Consider the following 19,954-nt stretch of genomic DNA (forward strand, 5'->3'; position numbering starts at 1 on the left):
GAACCCCTCTGGGACGTGGCGGCGGCGTTCCGGGATCAGGCCGCGGCGACCACCGACGCCGTGGCGGCGCCCGTGCGGGCGGCCGGGGCGGAGCGGGTGGGCGCGAGGGTGACCGCGATCGGCGGGTCGGTCGGGCGCGGTGCGCGCAGCGCGAGCCGGAGGTCCCTCTCGCCGCGCGCGGCGCCGGGACGGGTGGCGGCGACCGAGAACCGGGCCGGACCGCCGTCGGCGGCGTGCTCGGCGACGGCGATGACGGTCCAGTTGCCGTCCGGCACGCCGAGGACCTCGATGTCACCGCTGCCCGCGACGACGTCGACGCCGAACGCGACCGGGCCGCACTGCGGGATCGCCTCGGCGAACACCCCGACCAGCACGGTCGCGGGCGGCGCGTCGGCGGGCAGCTCGACCCGCGCGGTGATCCGCCCCGTGCCGGCGGCGGGCGCCGCGGCGCGCGCGGCCTCCAGCACCGGCAGCGCGGGCAGGCGGCGCAGGTTCGGCGACAGCGCGACCAGCATCTCGTCGACGCGCGGGTCGCGGTACTGCGTCGGCGTCATGCCGACCGCGCGGGTGAACCGGCTGGTGAACGTGCCGGTGCTGCTGTAGCCGACGCTGCACACGATGTCCGACACCGTGAGGGACGTGGTCAGCAGCAGCCGCTTGGCCTCGAACAGCCGCACGGCGGTCAGGTAGCGGCCGGGCGTGATGCCGGTGGCCTTGGCGAAGACGCGGGAGAAGTGGAACGGGCTGACGAACACCTCGGCCGCCAGCCGGCCCAGGGTGATCGTCTCCCGGTAGTTCTCGTGCATGCAGGCGATGGCCTGCCGCACGGCCGAGCGCAACGGTGTCGTCGTGTCCTCCGGCACCGCGGGCCGGAAGAGGTCTCTGTTGTCCGCCGCTACGGCGAGTGGTCCTGATCGCATCGGGTCCGCCCCCTCGGATACGTCGTGCACCTCTGGTCGGTGCCAGACAAACCCACCGCGGTTGCGCCTCGCTCGACGTGCGATCGAGGTCCACCGGGGACGGTGGTCGGCACGCCGGCGGGGAGGCGCGCCACAGCGCCCCACGTGCTACGGCACAACCACTTCCGGGCCGGTGACCGAAGTGGACGGATCAGCGGGCGACGTCCAGGATGGACTCGCCGACGCCCACCTCGGACGGCCAGTCGAGCTTGAGCGCGCGGCCGACCTGGCCGCCCGCGTCCACCACGACGGCGCGGGCCGTGAGCCCGAGTGCCGCCGCGGTCAGGAACAGGGACTGCTGCAGCGCGCCGAGGTTCAGCAGCGTGCGCGCGTAGGGCAGCCCGCCGGGCACGGACGCCATCCGGTCGGCCCGCGCGGTGACGCTGATCAGCGCCGCGGGTCTGCGCCGGGACGCCGCGGCCACCATCGCCATGTCGAGCATCGCGGCCACGTCCGCCGGGTCGTCGTTGACCGGGACGAGGCGGTGCCCGACCGGGTCGAAGTGGTGGATGCCGCGCGGCAGGCCGCGGCACCGGTTGACGGTGACGTACAGCTCCAGCTCGTACAGGCAGTCGACGCTGTAGTACGGCCGCCGCGTCACCTCGCGCCGCGTGCCGCCGCGCCGCACCGTGTCGACGGACGTGACGCGGGCCGTGCGGAACAGCAGCTCGCCGAGGAGTGCCGCGTCGAACGCGCGCACCGGCGCCGCGGCGGGTGACGGCTCGGCGGCCACGGGTCTGTGCAGCAGGATGCCGGTCGCGGCGCCGACGTCCTTCACCAGCGGCGCCGGCGGGCGTTCCACCGCCTCTCCCGCGCCGACCACCCGCCAGTCGCGGCTGTTGACGTGGAACAGCAGCTCCTCGTACGACCACAGGCCGAGCACCTGGTCGTCGTCTTCGGCGAACCGGCCCTCCTGGTCCGCCACCACGACGAGGCCGGCGCCCACCAGGTAGGCCACCACCTCGGCGACCACGTCGAGCGGGACGCCGGTCTCGGCGGCGAGCTCGGCGACCGCGGTCGGCCGGCCCAGCGCCGCGGCGACGCGCACGGCCCACGGCTGCGCGAGCACCGCGTGGTACCCGGTGGACGGCGACTCGACGGTGAGCTTCGCGTCGCGGGAGCGCAGCGCGCTGAACCGGGACAGCCGGACCAGCCGTTCGAGGTCGACGGGGGTGTGCGCGAACACGGGCGCGGAGGCGACGGGCACCACGGACAGCAGCGGGCCCATGCCGTCGCGCAGGCCGAGCGACCGCACCACCGAGCCCGCGAGCCGGGTGAGGATGGCGTCCAGCGACGCGTCGTCCGCGCCGGTCCACGCGGGCGTGACCGCCCCGGCCGGGGTGGTCGGCACGCCGACGTTCTCCAGCGACACGGGGCCCAACGCCATGCGGCGCAGCGCCTCCCGTGCCAGCGGGGTCGCCGCGGACAGGTCGAACTCGCCCCAGCGGGTGATCGCGACGAGCACGCCGTCCTCACCGAACTCGAGGAGGCTGTCCTCCGCCAGCGAGAACAGTGGGATCGTTCCCAGCGGGCTCCGGTCGCGCAGTTCCATCACGGCAGGACCCACGCCCGGCAGCAGCCGGGAAGATGTGCGCTCATCACCAACGCTCCTGCCGAATAGGGCGAATCCGGTTCATCGTGGCGCGCCGGGGGCGGGCGGGCCAGTGCGCGGATCACGCGCCCACTGTGTGAACTTCACGGCCGCGCGGGACGGATGCAGGTTCGGTCTGGTGGACGGCTCACTGGTCCAGGTCAGCGGCCGTCTGTCAGTGTCGTGCAGTCCCTTCCGACACCGCCGCAGTGGTGGAGGTCACCACATTCCACCCGCGTCCGGACGCACCTCACGACCTCATGTGGGAGGCGCTTGCGATGTACGCCGAAGATCCACTGTCCGACGAGCTGACCGGCTCGTCACTCCCCGAACCGCCGACACCGCCGGGCGGTGCCGTGCGGTTCACCCTGCTCGGCCCGCTGGAGATCCGGCGCAACGGCGTCGACCACGCGCCGACCACGCCCAAAGTCCTCCAGCTGCTCGGGATGCTGGTGCGGCGGCCGGGACGGGTCGTGCACATCGACTCGATCGTGCGGGAGCTGTGGGCGGACAACCCGCCGCGCAGCGTCCGCACCACCATGCACACCTACGTCTACCAACTGCGCCGGTGCATCGAGGAGAACCAGCTCGCCCCGTTCGGCGAGCCGATGCTGGTCACCAAGGCGCCCGGCTACGTGCTCCGGATCTCCCCCGAGCAGGTGGACGTGTTCGAGTTCCAGGCGTTGCAGCGGCGTGGCCGGGAGCTGCTGGACCACGGCCGCTTCGCGGAGGCCGCCCGCTGCTTCCGGGCCGCGCTGGACCTGTGGTCCGGCTCGCCGCTGGGCAACGTCCAGTGCGGGCAGGTGCTCTCGGCGTACGTCCTGGAGCTCACCGAGGAGAGGCGCAGCACGCTGCACCTCCGCATCGAGGCGGAGATCGGCGCGGGCGCGCACCACGAGCTGATCGGCGAGCTGCGCTCGTTGATCTCGCGCAACCCCATGGACGAGGCGCTGCACAGCCAGCTCATGCGCGTGCTGGGCCGCAGCGGGCGGCGCTCCGACGCGCTCGCCGCCTACCGGCAACTGCGCGCGCGGCTGAACGGCGAACTGGGCGTCGAGCCCTGCGACGAACTGCAGGTGCTGCACCGGAACCTGCTCTGCGAAGGCGATCGAGCCGCGTGACCACGTTGGGATGTGAGGAACAGTCATGACCACTCGGACCTACGGCCAGTTCTGCGGGCTCGCCCGCGCCTTGGAGCTCATCGGCGAGCGCTGGGCGCCGCTCGTGCTGCGGGACCTGGTGCTCGGCCCGAAGAAGTTCACCGAGCTGCGCCGGGGCCTGCCGAAGATCCCCGCGAGCATCCTGTCGGCCCGGCTGAACGAGCTGGAGCAGGGCGGGGTCGTGCGGCGGCGGGTCGAGCCGGCCCCGGACGCCTCGGTGGTCTACGAGCTGACCGAGTACGGCGCCGAGCTGGAGCCGGTGCTGCTCCAGCTCGGGCTGTGGGGCGCGCGGTCGCTCGGCGGGCCGGGGCCGGAGGACGTGTTCACGCTCGACTCGGCGATCCTGTCGCTCTACACGACGTTCCGCGGCGACCACGCCTCCGGTGTGCGAGTCGTCTACGAGCTGCACTACCCCGACATGGTCGTGCACGCCGTCGTGGACGACGGTGAGCTGCGGGTCGGCAGCGGCTCGCACCCGGACGCGGACCTCATCCTGCAGCCGCGCGGCCCGGTGATGCTGGACGTGCTGACGGGCGGCCTGAGCCCGGCGGACGCCGTGGCAACGGGCGCGGTGGGCATCACCGGCCCGTTCGAGAAGTTCGAGCTGTTCACCGACCTGTTCCACATCCCCTCCGCGCCCGCGCCCGCGGAAGGACTGGCCCTGCGCTGACCGATCGCGGAAGACTCCCGCCCGCCTGTGGCCCGAACCGCAGGCGGGCGGTGACTCGTCCGCCCCCAGGCGGGGTGCTCCCCGCCCTCGCCCTCGCCGCGCCACCCGGCCGCCGCACCATCCGGCTCGCCTTGGCGCGCCCGCCTTGCCCCTTGCCGCGCGTCACCCCCGGAAAACTCGCGAAAATACGACATCGCCGTTCTTCCTGATGTCGGGCGGGTGTCGGCCGGGTGACGCGGAGATGTCCGGGCGCTGTTGTTCGACGACAGGTTTCACCCGAACGGCGTCACCCGGCGCGCGTTCGTCGGAACACACCCGCCGATTTCCCGCCGGCTTTCCGGTCGCATTCCGACCGGTGCCGCCACAACTCCGCGCCGGACCGCGACACCTCATCCGACCTGGCCCCCACCAGGCGTCCCACGGGGTATTGTCACGCCCCATCGGTTGGACGTGCGTTTTTCATGATCGTGGAAGCTGGGGGCACAGCACGGGAGCCGCTGCGCCGAACGGGTGGTCGTCGCGGAGGCTCGGAACCGGGCAGCACCCGTGTCAGCCTCAGGGGGTGCGCACGGGCGGCCCGCCCCCGCGCGGACGGAGGGTGAGCTTGACCTGCACCGATTCCCAGGAGAGCGCCACAGACCAGCGGCCGGCGACCACCGCACCGCTGGGAACGGCGAGTGCGGACCGCCGACCGCGGCTCGCGTGGTACCTGGCGACCACTATCGTCACGGTCGTCTTCGGCGCGTACTGGGTGGTCGGCCTCGCCGAGATGCTGGCCTCCGGCGCGGCCGTCGGGCCGCTGGCCACCACCGTCGGTGTGCTGTGCACGGCCGCGTTGCTGGGCATCCAGCTCGGCTACTTCGGCCGCCCGTCGACCGACCTGCGCTCACGGCTCAGCCACGTCGTGCTGGCCGCGCAGGCCGTGCTCGTCTACACGCCCGTCCTCGTCCTCAAGTACTCCTGGCTGGGTTTTCCCAGCTTCCTGGCGGGCAGCGCGCTGCTGGTGCTGCGACCCCGGTTCGCCTGGCCGCTGTTCGCGGCGATCGTGGCGATCTCGGCGTGGGCGCAGTACGAGGCCACGGGCCTGTCCATCGACGTCGTCTACCTCTCCGCCAGCGTCGCGGGCTTCGCGCTGGAGGTGTACCTGCTGACCAGGCTCACCCGTCTGGTCGGCGAGCTGCACCGGGCGCGCTCGGAGCTGGCCGTGCGGGCGGTCGCCGAGCAACGGCTGGCGTTCGCCCGCGACCTGCACGACCTGCTCGGCTTCAACCTCTCCGACATCTCGCTGAAGGGCGAGCTGGCGCACCGGCTCATCACCAAGTCGGGTGAACGGACCAGGACCGTCCTCGCCGAGATCATCGACGTCTCGCAGCGCACGCTGGCGGACGTGCGGGCGGTCGCCCGCCGCAACCGGACGGTGTCGCTGGAACGCGAGGCGCGCACGGCCGAGTCCCTGCTCACCGCGTCGGACATCGCCGTGCGGGTCGAGCTGGACCACCACGCGTTGCCCGCGCGGACCCGCGCCACGCTGGCCAGGGTGCTGCGCGAAGGCGTGACGGACGTGCTGCGGCAGAACGACGTGCGGCAGTGCGAGATCGCCGTGCACCAGACCGACAAGGCGGTGTCGCTGGACATCGTCAGCAGCGGCGCCCTGCCGTGCGAGCCGGAGGCCGACCGCGAAGGGCTCGACAAGCTGGCCGAGGAGGTCGAGCGGCTCGGCGGCTCGCTGCGCTCGGGCCGGGGTTCCGACGAGCGCCACCGGTTGCACGTCGAGTTCCCCGTCGCCGAGGAGACGTGGGACGACGAGCCGGCCGAGGACCAGGGCGGGCGCTGGTCGCACGGCGAGGCGCGCCGGATCAGGGCGCTGCTCGCGACCGTGCTGGCCGGGCGGACGTTCGGCGCGGTCGTGCACGCGTTCTACCTGACCCGCGAGGCGTGGCAGATCGCGCTGACCGTGGGGCACCTGGGCGCGTTGCTGGCCCTGCAACTCCTCTACTTCAGCCACCCGACGGCCCGGCTGCGGCCGCCGTTGGCGTACGGGCTGCTGGCCGTCCAGGCGGCCCTGATCTACCTGCCGCTCCTCGCGCTGCAGGAGGCGTGGGTGAGCATGCCGGGCATGCTGGCGGGCAGCGCGCTGCTGGTGCTGCCGCCGCTGGCCGGGTGGGCGGTGTTCGCCGGCGTGCTGGGCAGCGTGGTCGGCATCCAGGCGAGCCTCGGCCTGACGCCCGCGGCGATCGTCTTCAACGTCACCGCGACCGTGATCAGCGGGTTGGTCGTGTTCGGCCTGACCTGGCTGACCCGGCTCGCGACCGAGCTGGACGCGACCCGCAGGCGGCTGGCCCGCGCCGCGCTGGCCGAGGAGCGGTTGCGGTTCGCCCGCGACCTGCACGACCTGCTCGGCATGACGCTGTCGGCGATCGCGCTCAAGAGCCAGCTCGCGACCAGGTTGCTGAGCGTGGACCACGACCGGGCGGCGGCCGAGCTGGTCGACGTGCTCGCGTTGACCAGGCAGGCGCTCGCCGACGTCCGGTCGGTCGCCACCGGCGACCAGGAGCTGTCGCTGGAGCAGGAGGCCAGGTCGGCGGAGGCGGTGCTGGTCGCGGCGGACGTGCAGGTCACCGTGGACGTGGAGCACGAGTGCCTGCCGCCGTCCGTGCGCACGGTGCTCGCCGTGGTGCTGCGCGAGGGCGTGACGAACGTGCTGCGGCACAGCAAGGTGGAGCACTGCGACATCTCCGTGCGCCGCACCGCGGACGGGGACGTGCACCTCGACATCGTCAACGACGGGGTGGGCGACGTGGACGCGGAACGGGCGGACGCGCACTCGCCGGGCAGCGGCATCGGGAACCTGTCCGAGCGGGTCGGCCGTCTGGGCGGCACGCTCGTCGCCGGGCCCGAGGAGGGTGGGACGTTCCGGCTGCACGCCGCGCTGCCGGTGCGGGCGCTGGCCGCGTGCCGGGAGCAGGACCAGGCGGAGGCCGTCGCGGCGGCCGGTGGCACGTTGGGCGGTGGCACGTTGGGCGGTGGCACGTTGGGCGCGGGCACGCCGGGCAGTGGCACGTTGGGCGCGGGCACGGCGAGCGAGGATCGGGCCGACGAGCGCTGAGCTTGCAGAAGGCCTCGGGTCGACCAGTTGTCACGGGCGCCGTTCATCGCGATCAAGCCTTTGCGAACCCCACTCACAACGCAGCGTGCATACCCCATCACGAAATGGGTCGCGAAATCGGCCAGGAACGACCAATACCGGCAATTCACCACGCACAACGGCCCGACCCGCGTGATCAGGCAGTCGGTCCGGGTAGGCGAACCGAGGCTGATCAGGCGGGCCGGGCCGGTGAAGTCGATCCTGGCGGACCGGGCGGGCAGCCGGATTACGCGGACAGCGCCTCGACGCGGCAGTAACACGCCCCGGTGAGCGCCACCGCGGCTTCAGCGCGGATGCTCCACTGGTCGAAACGGTCGATCACCAACCGCGGACGGCCCCCGGTGGACACCTCGTCGGCCTGGTCGGCGAAAAGAGCGAAAACGTTGTCGGAAACAGTCTGGCGCATCTTGGCCCTCCCGGTATCGCGTTGTCTGACATTATTCTGCGCGATTAAACCTCCTTTTCCAAGTGCTTCAGGCACAGCCAACACATGCGTTTCTCACCAGCTTTTGTGTGCATCACGCAGGCGGCCGATCGGCGCAGTCGGGCATGCAAAAAATCCCTCGCCCACAATAGGGACGAGGGATTTTCGCGGAATTCTTCAGATGTTCACAGGAACATGGGGAACGGGTTCAGGTCCTCGTAGGCCGTCGGTCGGTCCAGCAGGCCCATGCGCACCGGCACGTCGAACAGCCGACCCGGCGCGAACCGCGCCCAGAAGTGCCGCAGGCCGGGCACGACGACTTTCACCACCGGCATCCCGATGTCGGGCCGGGTCTGGTCGAGCACGAGCGTGTCGAGGTCGTGCCGCCGCAGCACGTCGACCAGGGCCAGCACGTCGTCGCGCACGTCCGGCCGCCGCACGTGGGCGAAGTCGGCGGGGCGCCGCGGCGGGTGCCCCGACGCCGGCCACAGGTAGGGCTGGTTCTCGACGGTGGCGTTGCGCATCCACGCGGTGGCGTCCGGGTCGTCGAACGCGGGCGGGCCGTGCAGCACGGCCGGGAGCAGCTGGTTCAGCTCGGTGACCGCGCGGCGCAGGGCCACCCGCGGGTCGAGGTGCGCGCCGAAGCCGAACAGGACGTCCTCGCGCGGCCCGCCGACCACGCGGGACAGGGCGACCACCACCGGCACGCCGAGGTCCGTGGTCAGGTCCAACGCCCACAGCTCACGCCCGAGGCGGGCGTACTGGTCGGGCATCTCCTCCACCCACGGGTCGCCGAACGCGGTGAGGTCGACACCCGGAACCCTGAGCCGGTTGTACCACCACAGCGCCACCGCGTCCCGCTCCACCAGCTCCAGCAGGCCCTGCAGCACGGCGTCCTCGATGCTGCACCCCGCCGCGTTGCCGTTGGAGTCGGCCCGCACGGACCGCCCGGCGACCGCCTCCGGCACGCCGAAGTAGAGCATCCCGGTCGGCAGCAACCGGTGCCGCTGCTCGGTCAGCGACCACAGCGGCGTCCAGTCGACCTCGGCGTCCTCGTCGAACGGCTCGGTGACGTGCTGGAACGCGGCGTGCCGCTGGTTCCAGCGCACGCGCTCCTCGTACTGCCGGTCCGAGTACAGCATGGTCGAGTTCGGGTGCAGGGCGTTGTCGCCGAGCGACCGCAGCGACCCGCGCACGGTCATCTCGTCGCCCTGGTAGTTGGCCGAGAACCGCTCCACCGCCTCGCACAGGGCGCCGACCTCGGCGTCCAGCGGGCTCACGCCCTTGCCGCCGTTCTCGCCGCGCAGCTCCTCGCGCAGCCCGGCGAGCCCGGTGACGCCGCGCGCGACGTTGAGCCCCGACCGGAACGAGTTGACGAACGCGGGCGCGCGCGAGTCGCGGCCGATCTCCTTGACCACGCCGGTGACGGGGCTGATCAGGTGCCGGTAGCGGTCGAGCATCTGCCACGGCGTGAGGGTGCGGTGGCAGGTGCCCGACTCCTTGAGAGCGGACCGCAGCACGACCGGCTGCCAGCCGCGCCGGGCCACGATGGACGGGTCGCCGCACTCCGGGCACTGCGGGCGGCGGCGCAGCTCGTGCAGCTCGCCGTGCATCCGCAGCGTGTCGAGCACCCACACCGAGTCCTGGCCGGGGTGGCGGTAGCCGGCGAGCCACTTCGACGCTTCCAGCGCGACCAGGTTGGCGGCGGCCGAGCCGAGCGGCGGCACGACGGACGTCGGCCTGCTGGCCGGGCCGTTCGCGCCGAGCACCGCCTGCACGCACGCCTCGGCGTGCCGGTGGCCCCACAGCCGGTGGGACAGGCAGTGCCAGCACGCCGTGCGGCCGGGTTCGAGGACGGGCCCGATCCACACCTGCGGGCCGACCGGGCGGGCCAGCAGCCACGGCCGGCCGGTTCGGCGGTGCATGGCGTCCAGCTCGGCGAGGCGCGGGTCGAGGTAGTCCTCGCACAGCACCACCGTGAGGTCCGCCTGGCACGGGTCCACCAGGTCGAGCCCGGCGGCGCTGAGTGCGTCCACGACGGACTCCCCCTCGGCGCGGCTGCCCAACGTCACGCAGGCGACGCGGGGCTTGCGGGCGGCGCCGAGGGCGTGCAGGTCGACACCGCACGCGTCCCAATAGGCGAGGGCCCGCTCGTCCTCGTCGACGGCGGCCGGCGGGCGTGCCGCGACGAAACCGGCGTCGACGAGGCCGTCCACGAGCCCGGCGACGTCGTCGGGGTCCATGCCCGCGGGTCTCGCGCGAACCAGGGCGTCCAGGTCCCGCGTGCCGTCCAGCAACGGGGCTATCGCGCCGATCCACGCCGACCGCACGGCCGTGACACCGTTCTGGCAGAACAGGAACACGGTGTCGTCCCCGCCCGCCTCGGCGCGCAGGTGCCTCCGGAAGGCGAGAGGTCCCCGGAGGGAACCGGCTGTCACGGGATCGCTCATGCGAACTCCTCGGCTGGTGGGCCGTACGGGGTGCAATCCTCAGTCGTGCAACCCTCACGCGGCCAGTGCCCCGCGCATGTCGCGGACGTGCGGAACGCATGGGCCGGTCGGCCGTCGGGCACCGGTCCACGTGCTGGAACGCGCTGTGCTCCGACAAGCCTCAGGCAGGTCGTCGACGTGGTGATCCGCGGTGATCCGCCGAACCGGGCGTGCGGCCGTCGGCGTCCCTTTAGAGTTGCGGCATGAGCGGTTACACGGACGAGGAGGGCCGGACGCTGCGCACGGCGGTCTACGGCGCGATGGTGCTCGTGTCGGTCGCGGAGGAGGGCGCGCTCGACCAGGAGAGCCGGGCGGGCATCCGGGCGATGGCGACCCTGCCGCCCGAGGTGCGCCACGTCGTCGGCTCCGACGCGCCGGAACTGCCCGCGGGCTCGGTGGTCGACGTCGAGAACGGCGTGCTGGCCGCGTTGCGCGACTCGATGTCGTTGCTGTCGGCCAGGTCCGCCGCGCAGGCCGACGCGTTCGCCGACGCGGTGGTCGCGATGTGCGCGGAGGTCGCGTCGGCCGACGGCCGGGTCGGTCGGGCCGAGGACGCGGTGGTCGGCAAGGTGCGCGCGGCGCTCGGCCGCTGACACCTGCCCTCGTGCCGGCGTTCCCGCGCTTCCGGCTCGACGGCTTAACGGTCCGGCGGCTCAGCGGTCCGGCGGCTCAGCGGTCCGGCCCGGTGGCGCGGCAGAACGCGGCGGTCGCGGTGTCCGCGTGGCAGGAGCGGTCGGGGACGGGACGTCGGTTGAGCCGCCGTCCGTGCACGCCGTGGTGGAACGCCGCTCCCCTGGGCCGTTGCTCCGATTCGAGGCCGCCGGCGTGTCGCAGGGTGGCCAGGGCGGTCGACAACGTGGTGCGCTGGCGTGCGTCCGCGGGGTCGGTGTCGGTCGCCCGGCCGAGCAGGTCGGCGGCGATCCCCGGGCTGCGGGCGGCCAGCGCCGCGTGGTGCGCGGTCAGCCAGTCCAGCACCCAGGCGTCGACCGGCACGGGTTCGGCCACCAGGTGCGCCGCCACCCGGTCGACCGACGCGCCCGCGTCGGCCAGCGCCTGCGCGGCCTGCCGGTGCAACGCCGCCCGCACCGGCGCGGACATGGCGCCGTACAGCGCTTCCCGCAGGTACGGGTGCCGGAAGGCCAGCTCTTCCCCCGCCTCCACGACGACCGCGCCCGCCACCGCCTCCTCCAGCACCGACGCCAGGTCCAGCACCGACCGGCCCGTCACGGCGGCCAGCTCGCCCACCCGGAACTCCACGCCCAGCAACGCGGCGGACCGCAACACCTGCCGGGCGTCCTCGGACAGGAAGTCGAGCGACCGGCCCACGGCGGCCAGCAGCGAACCGGGCAGCTCGTCGCCGGCGGCCGGGTCGACGTCCGCCACCCCGTCCACGACGCGCACCGCGCCACGCGCCACCAAGCCGTGCGCGACCTCGCGGAGGTACAGCGGGTTTCCGGCGGCACGTCGGGTGATCCCGCGCAGCACCGGGCCGGGACGTCCGCCGACCACGTGCGCGACCAGGTCCTCCGCGTCCGCGTCGTCGAGCGGGCCCAGCGCCACCACGTGACCGGCCCGCGCCTCGACACCGCGTCGCAGCCGGGCCAGGTCGCGCCGACCGGCGGTGGGACGGCTCGCGGCGGCCAGCAGCAGCGGCAGCCGCCGGGTCACGGCCACGAGCCGGTGCCACACCAGGAGGCTCGAGTCGTCGGCCCACTGGAGGTCGTCCACCACCAGGATCAGCGGCGCGTCCGCGCAGATCGCCTCGACCACCGCGACGACCTGTTCGACCGCCGCCGCGTCGGCGCCCGCGAAGCCTCGCCGGCCGGACGCCGGTGACGCCTTTACGCCGTCCAGGCACTCGGTGATCACGTGCAGCGGGAACCGCCGTCCCATCTCGTCCGCGACGCCCCAGGCGACCCGCGCGCCGTCGCCGTCGACACCGGCCAACGCCAGCGCCAGCAACGCCGACTTGCCGATCCCCGGATCACCCTCGACCCACACCGCCCCGCCGCGGCCGGCACGCACGTCGGCGACCAGTGAACGGAGGAGCGCGATCTCCCCGGTCCGGCCGACGAATCCCGCCGGGACGGGGCGGGTGGTTTCCGCGGAGTGGGTGGGAAGGGCCGACGCGTGCTGGGCGACCGGTGCGCGGTGCCCGGCGAGCGTGGTGTGCCCGGCCAACGCGTCGTGCGCGGCCGGCAGGTGGTGCCCAGCAAGCGGGGTGTGACCCGCCGGCACGCGCGGCCCGGTCATCGGGTGGTGCCCGGCCAACGCGTCATGCGCGGCCGGCAGGTGGTGGCCTGCCAAGGCATCGTGCGCGGCCGTCGGGTGATCTGCGGCGTGCGGGGTGTGTGCGGCCGGTTGGTGGGGCGGGGCCGTGGTTTCCGCGGTGATCACCTGGTGGAGGTGGCGCAGTGATGGGCCCGGCTCCAAGCCCTGGTCGGCCAGGAGTGCGTCGCGGGCGTCGCGGTACACCTCCAGCGCCTCGGCGGGTCGCCCGGAACGGTGCAGGGCGAGCATCAGGAGTTCCCGCAGCGACTCGTACCACGGGTGCTCGTCCACCAGCGGCCTGACCTGGGTGATCACCTCGGTGAACCGGCCCAGCCCCAGCGCCGCGCGTGCCCGCAGCTCGATCGCGCCCAGCCGCAGCTCGCCGAGCCGTCGACGTTCCAGCTCGACGTAAGGCCCGGACAACCCCTCGTACGCCACGCCCTCCCACAACGCCAACGCCTCGCCCAACGCGGCACGCGCGCCGGCCCACTCCCCCGCCGCGAACAACCGCTGCCCCTCGGCGCGCCGCCGCTCGAACACGTCGACGTCCAGCGCGCCCTCCGCCAACCGCAGCGAGTACCCCGCCGACCGCGACACCAGCGCGCCCCGCGCCGGCCCGAGCGCCCGCCGCAGCCCCGACACGTAGGTGTGCAGACTGCCGACCGCCCCGGCCGGCGGCGCGTCGCCCCACACGCCGTCCACCAGCTCCTCCCGCGACACCACCCGGTCGGCGCGACCCGCCAGCACCGCGAACACGGTCCGCCGCCGGGCCGCGCCCAGGTCCCGCTCCACGTCGTCGAGCCAGGCCCGCACCGGCCCCAGGACCCGGACCCGCAGCCCGTCACCCGTCGTCGTCGCCATGTCGTCCCCTCCCCGAACCCTCACGCAGGAAGCCCACGGACAGCACGTCCGAGTGGTTCAGAGTTCAACCAGCGTCACCCGATCGGCCCAATGCCGCTCCCGTCCGGGGCACTGACCGGAGCCGGGACGAGGTAAGGACGGGCAGACCTGCGCCCACGGCCTGTACCAGCGCGCTCCCACGTGATGGGCTCAATCGACATCCCTGGTGCAGGGCGAACAGGGGTTCCGGGTGGACCGGTGCCGGCCCGGTGCCCGTACGGAGGTGCGATGGCTGTGCGACCCGACGAAGACGGAGGTCGTGTGGCGGACGGCGCCGCGCGGGAGAGGTTCGCGGGCGACCTGTTCCTCGACCTCGCCGACAAGGGCTGGCTCGTGGTCGAGGCGGACGAGGCCGAGCGGGTGATCGCCGAGCTGACCCGGACGCTGGAAGTGGTCCGGTCGCGGGTGCACCGCCTGGAGGTGTCCCGACGGCTGCGCGACGCGGAGGTGGACGGCATCGCCCCCGAGGTGGCGCAGTTCGCCGTGGACACGGTGTTCGCCGAGCAGGTGACGGCGGGCACGTGGGAACGCGCGCTGGTCGAGCTGCCCAAGTACATCGAGGCCTTCCGGATCGCCGCGCGCAACGCCGCCCACAACGCCGCCCACAATGGCGTTCGCGACGACGGCCGCGACGACGGCCGCGACGGTGCCCGGGACAACGCCCGAAGCAGCGCCCACGACGGCGCGCCGAAGCGGTGAGCCGTCCCGACGACCTCGCCACGTCCGACCTGGACGTGGAGCTGGAGGCCGCGTGCGACGAGCTGCGCCGCTACCGGAGCCGGCGGGACGACGCGACCGCCGAGTTGATGCTCGCGTGGATCGACGCCCTCCTCGACGAGTGGAACCGCCGCGCCGACGGCGCCTGAGCCCGCCGACCCGAGCACGCGAAAGCCGCCGGCGTCACCTCCTCCGAGGTGACGCCGGCGGTGTCGTGGCGTGGTGGCGTGGTCCGCGGAACCGCGCCCCCGGCTCACGTGGGCAGGTCGCCCAGCTCGCCGCTGACGTTGAGCAGCTGCACGCACGCCGCCGCCTGCCGCCCGCTCGCGGGCGTTCCGGGCCTGGAGCACGACACGGTCGCGGTGACGGTGCCGTTCGCCGGGATGTCGATCGGCGTCACCCAGTGGTAGTCCTGGTTGCGGAACGTCTCCAGCGCGATCGTGGTGATCGTGCGCTCGCCGAACGCGATGGTGAGCACGCCCTCGTCGCCCTGGTGGTTGGCCAGCACGATGTCGGTGATGCGGAAGACCTTGCCCTCCGGCACCACGTACGTCCCCGTGGCCTGCTGGTCGGCCCCGGTGCGGACCTCGATGGTGGCCGAGCTCTGCTCACCACCGCCGACCCCCGTGCCGCGTCCCTGCCCCTGCCCCTGCCCTTGGCCCTGCCCCTGGCCCTGCTGTCCCGGCTCCTGGCCGGCGGGCTGGTCGGCGGCCGCGTCCGGGTTCGGCACGGGGGCGGGTGCGGCCTGCGCGATCTCCTGCGCCCGGTCGTCCACGGCCTCGCGCGCCGCGCTGCGCACCGCCGGGCGCACCAGCAGCAACCACAGCAACAGCAACGCCAACAGCGTCGCCAGCGCCGACAGCAGCCACCGGGACAGGATCGGGAGCTGCACCAGCTCGCCGGCCAGCTCGTGCTCGTGCCGGTCCTCGGCCGCGAGCGCGACCACGTCCAGCCGGACGGGCCACGTCACGGGCTTGCCGAACCACAGCAGCTTCGCGACGCGGACCCGCAGTTCGAGGTCGGCCCGCCCGTCCGGGTCCACTGTGGTCGGTCGGTCGGTGACGGTGTGCTTCAGGTGGTCGTCGGCCTCGGGCAGCGCGGGCGTCACCGAGACTGGCGTGTTGCCGCCGTTGTGCACCTCGACGCGGTAGCGCGCGCTGCGCCAGGCCCGACGGCGCTTCGGCACGAGCCGCACCCGTTGCGCCGCAAAGGGTTCGACGATCACCGTGGTCTCCGTCACGACGACGGACTCGGGTCGTTCGGCGGGCAGCACCCGCACCGCGAGCGGCACCTCGCCGGCCCGCACGGACGGTGACCGCGGCGGGCGCAGCACCACTGCCACGTCCTCCGAGGTGCCCGGGAACAGCGACAGCCGCGCCGGTTCCACCGAGGTCCACGAGGCGCAGTCGCCCACCACCTCGAACTCGTACGCCTCGACGATCTCGCTGTCGTTGCGCACCGTCATCGTCGTGCTGGTCTCCTGACCGGGCGTGACAACCACGGTGGGGAGTCCGAACTCTGTCGTTGTGGTCACCCGCGAAACGGTAGGCACGGCGGGCCGGTGTCCGGCAGGGAGAAAAGGGCACGGTACGGGCAAGTCCGTGCACCGACGCACCCTCGCGCCTGCCCGTTCGCCCTCCGAGCGCCCACGATGGCGTCGACAGCGTGTGCACGGCGGGTTCGAGGGAGGGGTGGCATGAACAGGATTCCGGTGGCGGTGTACGCCGAGGACCCGGTGCTGCGGGCGGGGATCACCTACCAGTTGCGCCCGCGGCCGGAGGTGGAGGTGCTGCGGCCGGAGGAAGAGCCGCGCGCCCAGGTGTCGTTGGTCGTGGTGGACCAGGTGGACGACGAGGCGGTCCGGTTGCTGCGGCGGCTGCGGCACTCGACGTCCACGCGCACCGGGCTCGTCGTGGGCCGCTTCGACCAGGACTCGTTGCAGACCACGATCGACTGCGGCGTCACGGCCGTGCTGCGCCGCGCGGACGCGGACGCGGACCGGTTGGTGGCCACGGTTTCCGCGCTGGCCAAGGGGGAGGCGGTGCTGCCGGGCGACCTGCTCGGGCGGCTGCTGGACCACGTGAACCAGTTGCAGCGCAGCGTGCTGGACCCCAACGGGCCGACGCTGTCCACGCTCAGCCCGCGCGAGGCCGACATGCTGCGGCTGGTGGCGGAGGGCTTCGACACGGCCGAGATCGCCGCGAAGACGGCGTTCTCCGAGCGCACGGTGAAGAACGTCCTGCACGAGGTGACCACGCGGCTCCAGCTGCGCAACCGCGCGCACGCCGTCGGGTACGTCATGCGGCACGGCCTGATCTGACCCCGGGCACGCCCTGATCCGACCTCACACACGGCCCGGTCCACGCCGCACGGCCCGGTCCACGCCGCACGGCCCGGTCCACGCCGCACGGCCCGGCACGGCCCCGGTTTGCCCGAACGGTCACCGGTTCTTCCCGCGCCGTGCCCGCCGGGACCTCGCCGCGGCCCGCCGGTCGCGGCGACGATTCGGGCGAGTCCCAGACGGAGGTGGACACCTTGTTGAGATGGCTGCGATCCCGGCCGCTCGCCGCGCCGGCCGCGACCGCCGCGGTGTTGGTGCTGTGCGGTGTGGTCGTGGTGGTGCACGACACCGCCACGCCCGTGTCGGCGTCGGCGCGGCAGGACGAACCGCCGGTGGTCGGCCGCATCGCGTACGCGGGCACGGGCCACCGCAGCCTCGGCGTGGTGACGAACCCCGTGCCGGACCAGCTGCGCGCCGGCGACCCGTTGCTGGGCGCGGGACCGGCGCACCACGACGACCACGTGTCCGCGCGCGGCGACCTGGTGGTGTTCACCAGCCTGCGCGACGCGCCGACGCCCCAGGTGTACCTGCGCGCGGCGGACGGGTCGGTGCGCCGGCTCACCGAGGGCCGTGACGCGGGCAACCCGGAGCTGTCGCCGGACGGCCGGTCCGTGGTGTTCGACTCCGCCGAGGGCGGGCAGCGCGACCTGTGGCTGGTGGGCGCGGACGGCACGGGCCTGCGCCGGCTGACCGACACACCGGACGACGAGACGTCCCCGACGTTCTCGCCCGACGGCGCGCGCATCGCGTTCTCCTCGGACCGCGACGGCGGCGCGGAGCTGTACCGGCGGGCGGTCGCGGGCGGTCCGGTCACCCGGATCACCGACGAACCGGTCGGCGCGGCCGTGGAGCCGGCGTGGAACCCCCGTGACGACCGCATCGCCTACACGCTCGACCAGGGCGCCGACGGACGACGGCTCCGCGTGCTCGACGGCGGGGACGTGGGCGCGCCGCTGCTCGGCGGCGACCAGGCGGGGTGGGCCGGCCGCTCGCCCGCGTGGCTGCCGGACGGCGCGGGCCTGCTGTTCCTCAGCTTCGACCAGGTGTGCTCGTGCCCGGCCGACCCGAACGTGGAGAAGGTGCACCGGGTCGACACGTCGCCCGGCCTGCCGGTCACCGCGCCGCCCGGCCTGCTGCTGGCCGAGGACCGCGCGGTCGGCTCGCCGACGTGGCTGGTCGACGCGCGCGGCGGGCACCTCGTCGTCGCCCGGACCAGCGCGGCGACCCGGTTCACCGCCACCCTGCAGGACGTGCGCCCGGACGGGTCGGACCCGCGCGACCTCGGCGTGGTCGTGCTGCGGGAGGACCCGCAGAGCGTGGACGACCCGAACCTCCTGTTCCGGCCGCGTCCCGGCTTCGACCCGTGGACGCAGCGGCAGTCCTACTCCCCCGACGGCCGCACGATCGCGTTCAGCCGGTTCGAGGACGTCGACGGCACGCGGGCGCAGCGGATCTGGCTGGCCGACGCCGACGGCGGCAACCAGCGCAGGCTGGAGGTGGCGGACCGGCGGGCGACGGACTGGGAGTTCGACGCGGCCTGGTCGCCGGACGGCCGGTCCCTGGCGTTCGCCCGCCGCTCGCCCGGCGGGGTGCGGCCGAACGGCGGTCCGAGCCGCGTGGTCGTGGTCGACGTCGCCACGGGCGCGGTGACGGGACGGCTCGTGCCGCCCGCCGAGGTCGCCGACCAGGAGGACACGCAGCCCGCGTGGTCCCCGGACGGCCGCACGCTCGCGTTCACCAGGGGTCGCGTGTTCGACGGCCCCACCGCCGAGGTCCGCGACAACCACGTGTGGACGGCCCGCGCGGGCGCGCTGGACGGGCAGCGGGACGTGTCCGCGGCGGTTTGCGGGTTCGACTGCGAGGTCACCGACGACAGCTCGGTGTTCAGCCCGGACGGCCGCACGCTGGCGTTCAACCGGGAGGCGGACGGCGTGCTGCTGGTGTCGGTGGAGGACGACGAGTGCCGCGTGCTGCTGCCCGCGGGCCGCGACACGTGCTCGGCGCCGTTGACCGGGTCTCCCGACGGCCCGTTCCAGCCCCGTGACGTGGCGTTCGCCCCGGACGGCGAGCGGGTCGTGCTGACCGCCCGCCGCACGGGCGATCTCCGGTCGCCGGAGGAGCTGGTCGTCGTGGCCCTCGCCACGGGCGCGGTCCGGCGGATCACGTCGACCCTGCCCGGTCGGCAGAAGGAGCCGTCGTGGCAGCAGTCGGTGGACCTGGCCGTCACGGCGCCCGCCGACGTGCCCGACGCGGACACCGGCGCGACGACCACGCTGGAGGTCGAGGTCGTGAACCGCGGCCCGGCCGCGTCGCCCGGGACGTCGCTGACCGCCGCCGTGCCCGAAGGGGTCCGGTTGACCGCGTTGCGCCCGGATCGCGGCACGTGCGACGTGGACGGCGTGCGCTGCGACCTCGGCGTGCTCGCGCCCGGCGACACCGCCGTGATCGCGGTCGACCTGGTCGGCGTGGTGGCCGGGCGGCGCGAGGTGACGTGGTCGGTCGCGGGCGCGGTGCTGGACGTGCTGCCGTCGGACAACGCGGCGACGACCGCCGTGCCGGTGCGCGACCCGGTGACCGCCGTGCCGCCGCCGCCCCCGCCTCCGCCGCCCGCTCCCGCGCCGCCGCCCCTCGCCGGGCCGTCGGTGACCGTGGTCGTGCAGCCCGATCCGTCCTATGTGGGTGGTCGCGCGACGGCGACGTACACGGTCCGCAACGGTTCCGGCGGCCTGGCCACCGGTCTGCGGCTGGACTTCGAGCTGCCCGCGCGGGTGCCCGTGGCGGCGCTGCCGCCGGGGTGCTCGAACACCGGCTGCGCGCTGCCGGACCTGCCCTCGGGCGCGTCGCAGGTGGTGCAGGTCGTGCTGGCGCCGAACGTGCCGCTGCAGACCACCGTGCGCGGCGCCCTGCGCACCACCGGCACGGACGTGAACCCTGCCGACAACGTCGCCACCGCGCCGATGCGGGTGCTGCTGCCCCGGATCGTGGCCGTGCCGCCGATCGGCGAGCCGGGGTTCGTCACGTCCGTGCGCGGGGTCGACTTCCCGCCCGGCGTGCCGGTCCGGCTGTCGTGGTCGCCCGGCATCACCGCGTCCGCCGCGGCCACGCTGCCGCGCCCGGACGGCGGGTTCACGGCCCAGCTGCTGATCCTCGCCAAGGACGCGACGGGTCCGCGCACGATCACCGCGAGCGGACCCGGTTTCCAGCCGGTCACCACGCCGTTCCTCGTCGTGCCCGGTTCGATCGGGCCGCCCGACGTGGTCCGGCGCCGGTGACCCGAGACGAACGCG

At 74.1% G+C, this 19,954-nt stretch carries 14 protein-coding genes; 8 read left to right on the forward strand and 6 right to left on the reverse strand.

Going from position 1 to position 19,954, the window contains the following annotated elements; translation table 11 throughout:
- Window positions 1–35 precede the first annotated feature (35 nt).
- Together ACRAKH_RS21405 and ACRAKH_RS21410 are read right to left on the reverse strand one after the other, a co-directional pair.
- Window positions 36–920: a helix-turn-helix transcriptional regulator gene (locus ACRAKH_RS21405; RefSeq protein ID WP_447009214.1), complete on the reverse strand. Its 885-nt coding sequence runs from the start codon at window positions 918–920 to the stop codon at window positions 36–38.
- A 190-nt stretch (window positions 921–1,110) separates the two neighbouring features.
- Window positions 1,111–2,526 (reverse strand): SagB family peptide dehydrogenase, encoded by a 1,416-nt coding sequence (locus tag ACRAKH_RS21410; protein ID WP_447009215.1) that lies wholly within the window; start codon window positions 2,524–2,526, stop codon window positions 1,111–1,113.
- Window positions 2,527–2,828: 302 nt separating this feature from the next.
- On the opposite strand from ACRAKH_RS21410, the gene ACRAKH_RS21415 reads away from it, so the two are divergent.
- The 3 genes from ACRAKH_RS21415 to ACRAKH_RS21425 all read left to right on the forward strand — a co-directional run bounded on the left by ACRAKH_RS21415 (window position 2,829) and on the right by ACRAKH_RS21425 (window position 7,486).
- Window positions 2,829–3,671 (forward strand): AfsR/SARP family transcriptional regulator, encoded by an 843-nt coding sequence (locus tag ACRAKH_RS21415; RefSeq protein WP_380727691.1) that lies wholly within the window; start codon window positions 2,829–2,831, stop codon window positions 3,669–3,671.
- 25 nt (window positions 3,672–3,696) lie between these two features.
- On the forward strand, window positions 3,697–4,380 hold the full coding sequence (locus ACRAKH_RS21420; protein WP_380727689.1) for a winged helix-turn-helix transcriptional regulator: 684 nt from the start codon (window positions 3,697–3,699) through the stop codon (window positions 4,378–4,380).
- 604 nt (window positions 4,381–4,984) lie between these two features.
- Window positions 4,985–7,486: a sensor histidine kinase gene (locus tag ACRAKH_RS21425; protein ID WP_380727687.1), complete on the forward strand. Its 2,502-nt coding sequence runs from the start codon at window positions 4,985–4,987 to the stop codon at window positions 7,484–7,486.
- A 265-nt stretch (window positions 7,487–7,751) separates the two neighbouring features.
- Here the strand turns inward: ACRAKH_RS21425 and ACRAKH_RS21430 are convergent, their stop codons facing one another.
- A complete protein-coding gene (locus ACRAKH_RS21430) occupies window positions 7,752–7,931 on the reverse strand; it encodes a hypothetical protein (RefSeq protein WP_380727684.1) in 180 nt (59 codons plus the stop codon).
- A gap of 203 nt (window positions 7,932–8,134) precedes the next feature.
- Window positions 8,135–10,399 carry a TOMM precursor leader peptide-binding protein gene (locus ACRAKH_RS21435; protein WP_380727682.1) on the reverse strand — a complete coding sequence of 755 codons (2,265 nt, stop codon included), beginning with the start codon at window positions 10,397–10,399 and terminating at the stop codon, window positions 8,135–8,137.
- 242 nt (window positions 10,400–10,641) lie between these two features.
- Here ACRAKH_RS21435 and ACRAKH_RS21440 point away from each other — a divergent pair, with 242 nt between their 5' ends.
- Window positions 10,642–11,031, forward strand: coding sequence for a hypothetical protein (locus ACRAKH_RS21440; RefSeq protein ID WP_380727680.1), 390 nt, complete (start codon window positions 10,642–10,644; stop codon window positions 11,029–11,031).
- Window positions 11,032–11,107: 76 nt separating this feature from the next.
- On the opposite strand, the gene ACRAKH_RS21445 is transcribed toward ACRAKH_RS21440, so the two are convergent.
- The gene (locus ACRAKH_RS21445) at window positions 11,108–13,570 is read right to left on the reverse strand and encodes a BTAD domain-containing putative transcriptional regulator (protein WP_447009216.1); all 2,463 of its coding nucleotides are present in this window, start codon (window positions 13,568–13,570) and stop codon (window positions 11,108–11,110) included.
- A gap of 267 nt (window positions 13,571–13,837) precedes the next feature.
- On the opposite strand from ACRAKH_RS21445, the gene ACRAKH_RS21450 reads away from it, so the two are divergent.
- The gene (locus ACRAKH_RS21450; RefSeq protein ID WP_380729679.1) at window positions 13,838–14,308 is read left to right on the forward strand and encodes a hypothetical protein; all 471 of its coding nucleotides are present in this window, start codon (window positions 13,838–13,840) and stop codon (window positions 14,306–14,308) included.
- Entirely contained in the window at window positions 14,305–14,475 is a 171-nt protein-coding gene (locus ACRAKH_RS21455) for a hypothetical protein (protein WP_380729681.1), read from the forward strand. Before ACRAKH_RS21450 ends, ACRAKH_RS21455 begins: the two co-directional genes overlap by 4 nt.
- A 104-nt stretch (window positions 14,476–14,579) precedes the next feature.
- On the opposite strand, the gene ACRAKH_RS21460 is transcribed toward ACRAKH_RS21455, so the two are convergent.
- Window positions 14,580–15,860, reverse strand: coding sequence for a COG1470 family protein (locus tag ACRAKH_RS21460; protein ID WP_380729683.1), 1,281 nt, complete (start codon window positions 15,858–15,860; stop codon window positions 14,580–14,582).
- 162 nt (window positions 15,861–16,022) lie between these two features.
- On the opposite strand from ACRAKH_RS21460, the gene ACRAKH_RS21465 reads away from it, so the two are divergent.
- Both ACRAKH_RS21465 and ACRAKH_RS21470 read left to right on the forward strand, forming a co-directional pair.
- Entirely contained in the window at window positions 16,023–16,646 is a 624-nt protein-coding gene (locus tag ACRAKH_RS21465) for a helix-turn-helix transcriptional regulator (protein ID WP_380729684.1), read from the forward strand.
- 218 nt (window positions 16,647–16,864) lie between these two features.
- Window positions 16,865–19,939, forward strand: coding sequence for a hypothetical protein (locus tag ACRAKH_RS21470; RefSeq protein ID WP_447009217.1), 3,075 nt, complete (start codon window positions 16,865–16,867; stop codon window positions 19,937–19,939).
- Window positions 19,940–19,954: the final 15 nt, after the last annotated feature.

It is taken from the genome of Saccharothrix hoggarensis (genome assembly GCF_052936025.1).

Bases quoted from the DNA above. Each gene is read 5' to 3' on its own strand.
- ACRAKH_RS21405 (WP_447009214.1), bottom strand. From the start codon at position 920: ATGCGATCAGGACCACTCGCCGTAGCGGCGGACAACAGAGACCTCTTC.
- ACRAKH_RS21415 (WP_380727691.1), top strand. From the start codon at position 2,829: ATGTACGCCGAAGATCCACTGTCCGACGAGCTGACCGGCTCGTCACTC.
- ACRAKH_RS21420 (WP_380727689.1), top strand. From the start codon at position 3,697: ATGACCACTCGGACCTACGGCCAGTTCTGCGGGCTCGCCCGCGCCTTG.
- ACRAKH_RS21430 (WP_380727684.1), bottom strand. From the start codon at position 7,931: ATGCGCCAGACTGTTTCCGACAACGTTTTCGCTCTTTTCGCCGACCAG.
- ACRAKH_RS21435 (WP_380727682.1), bottom strand. From the start codon at position 10,399: ATGAGCGATCCCGTGACAGCCGGTTCCCTCCGGGGACCTCTCGCCTTC.
- ACRAKH_RS21440 (WP_380727680.1), top strand. From the start codon at position 10,642: ATGAGCGGTTACACGGACGAGGAGGGCCGGACGCTGCGCACGGCGGTC.
- ACRAKH_RS21445 (WP_447009216.1), bottom strand. From the start codon at position 13,570: ATGGCGACGACGACGGGTGACGGGCTGCGGGTCCGGGTCCTGGGGCCG.
- ACRAKH_RS21450 (WP_380729679.1), top strand. From the start codon at position 13,838: ATGGCTGTGCGACCCGACGAAGACGGAGGTCGTGTGGCGGACGGCGCC.
- ACRAKH_RS21465 (WP_380729684.1), top strand. From the start codon at position 16,023: ATGAACAGGATTCCGGTGGCGGTGTACGCCGAGGACCCGGTGCTGCGG.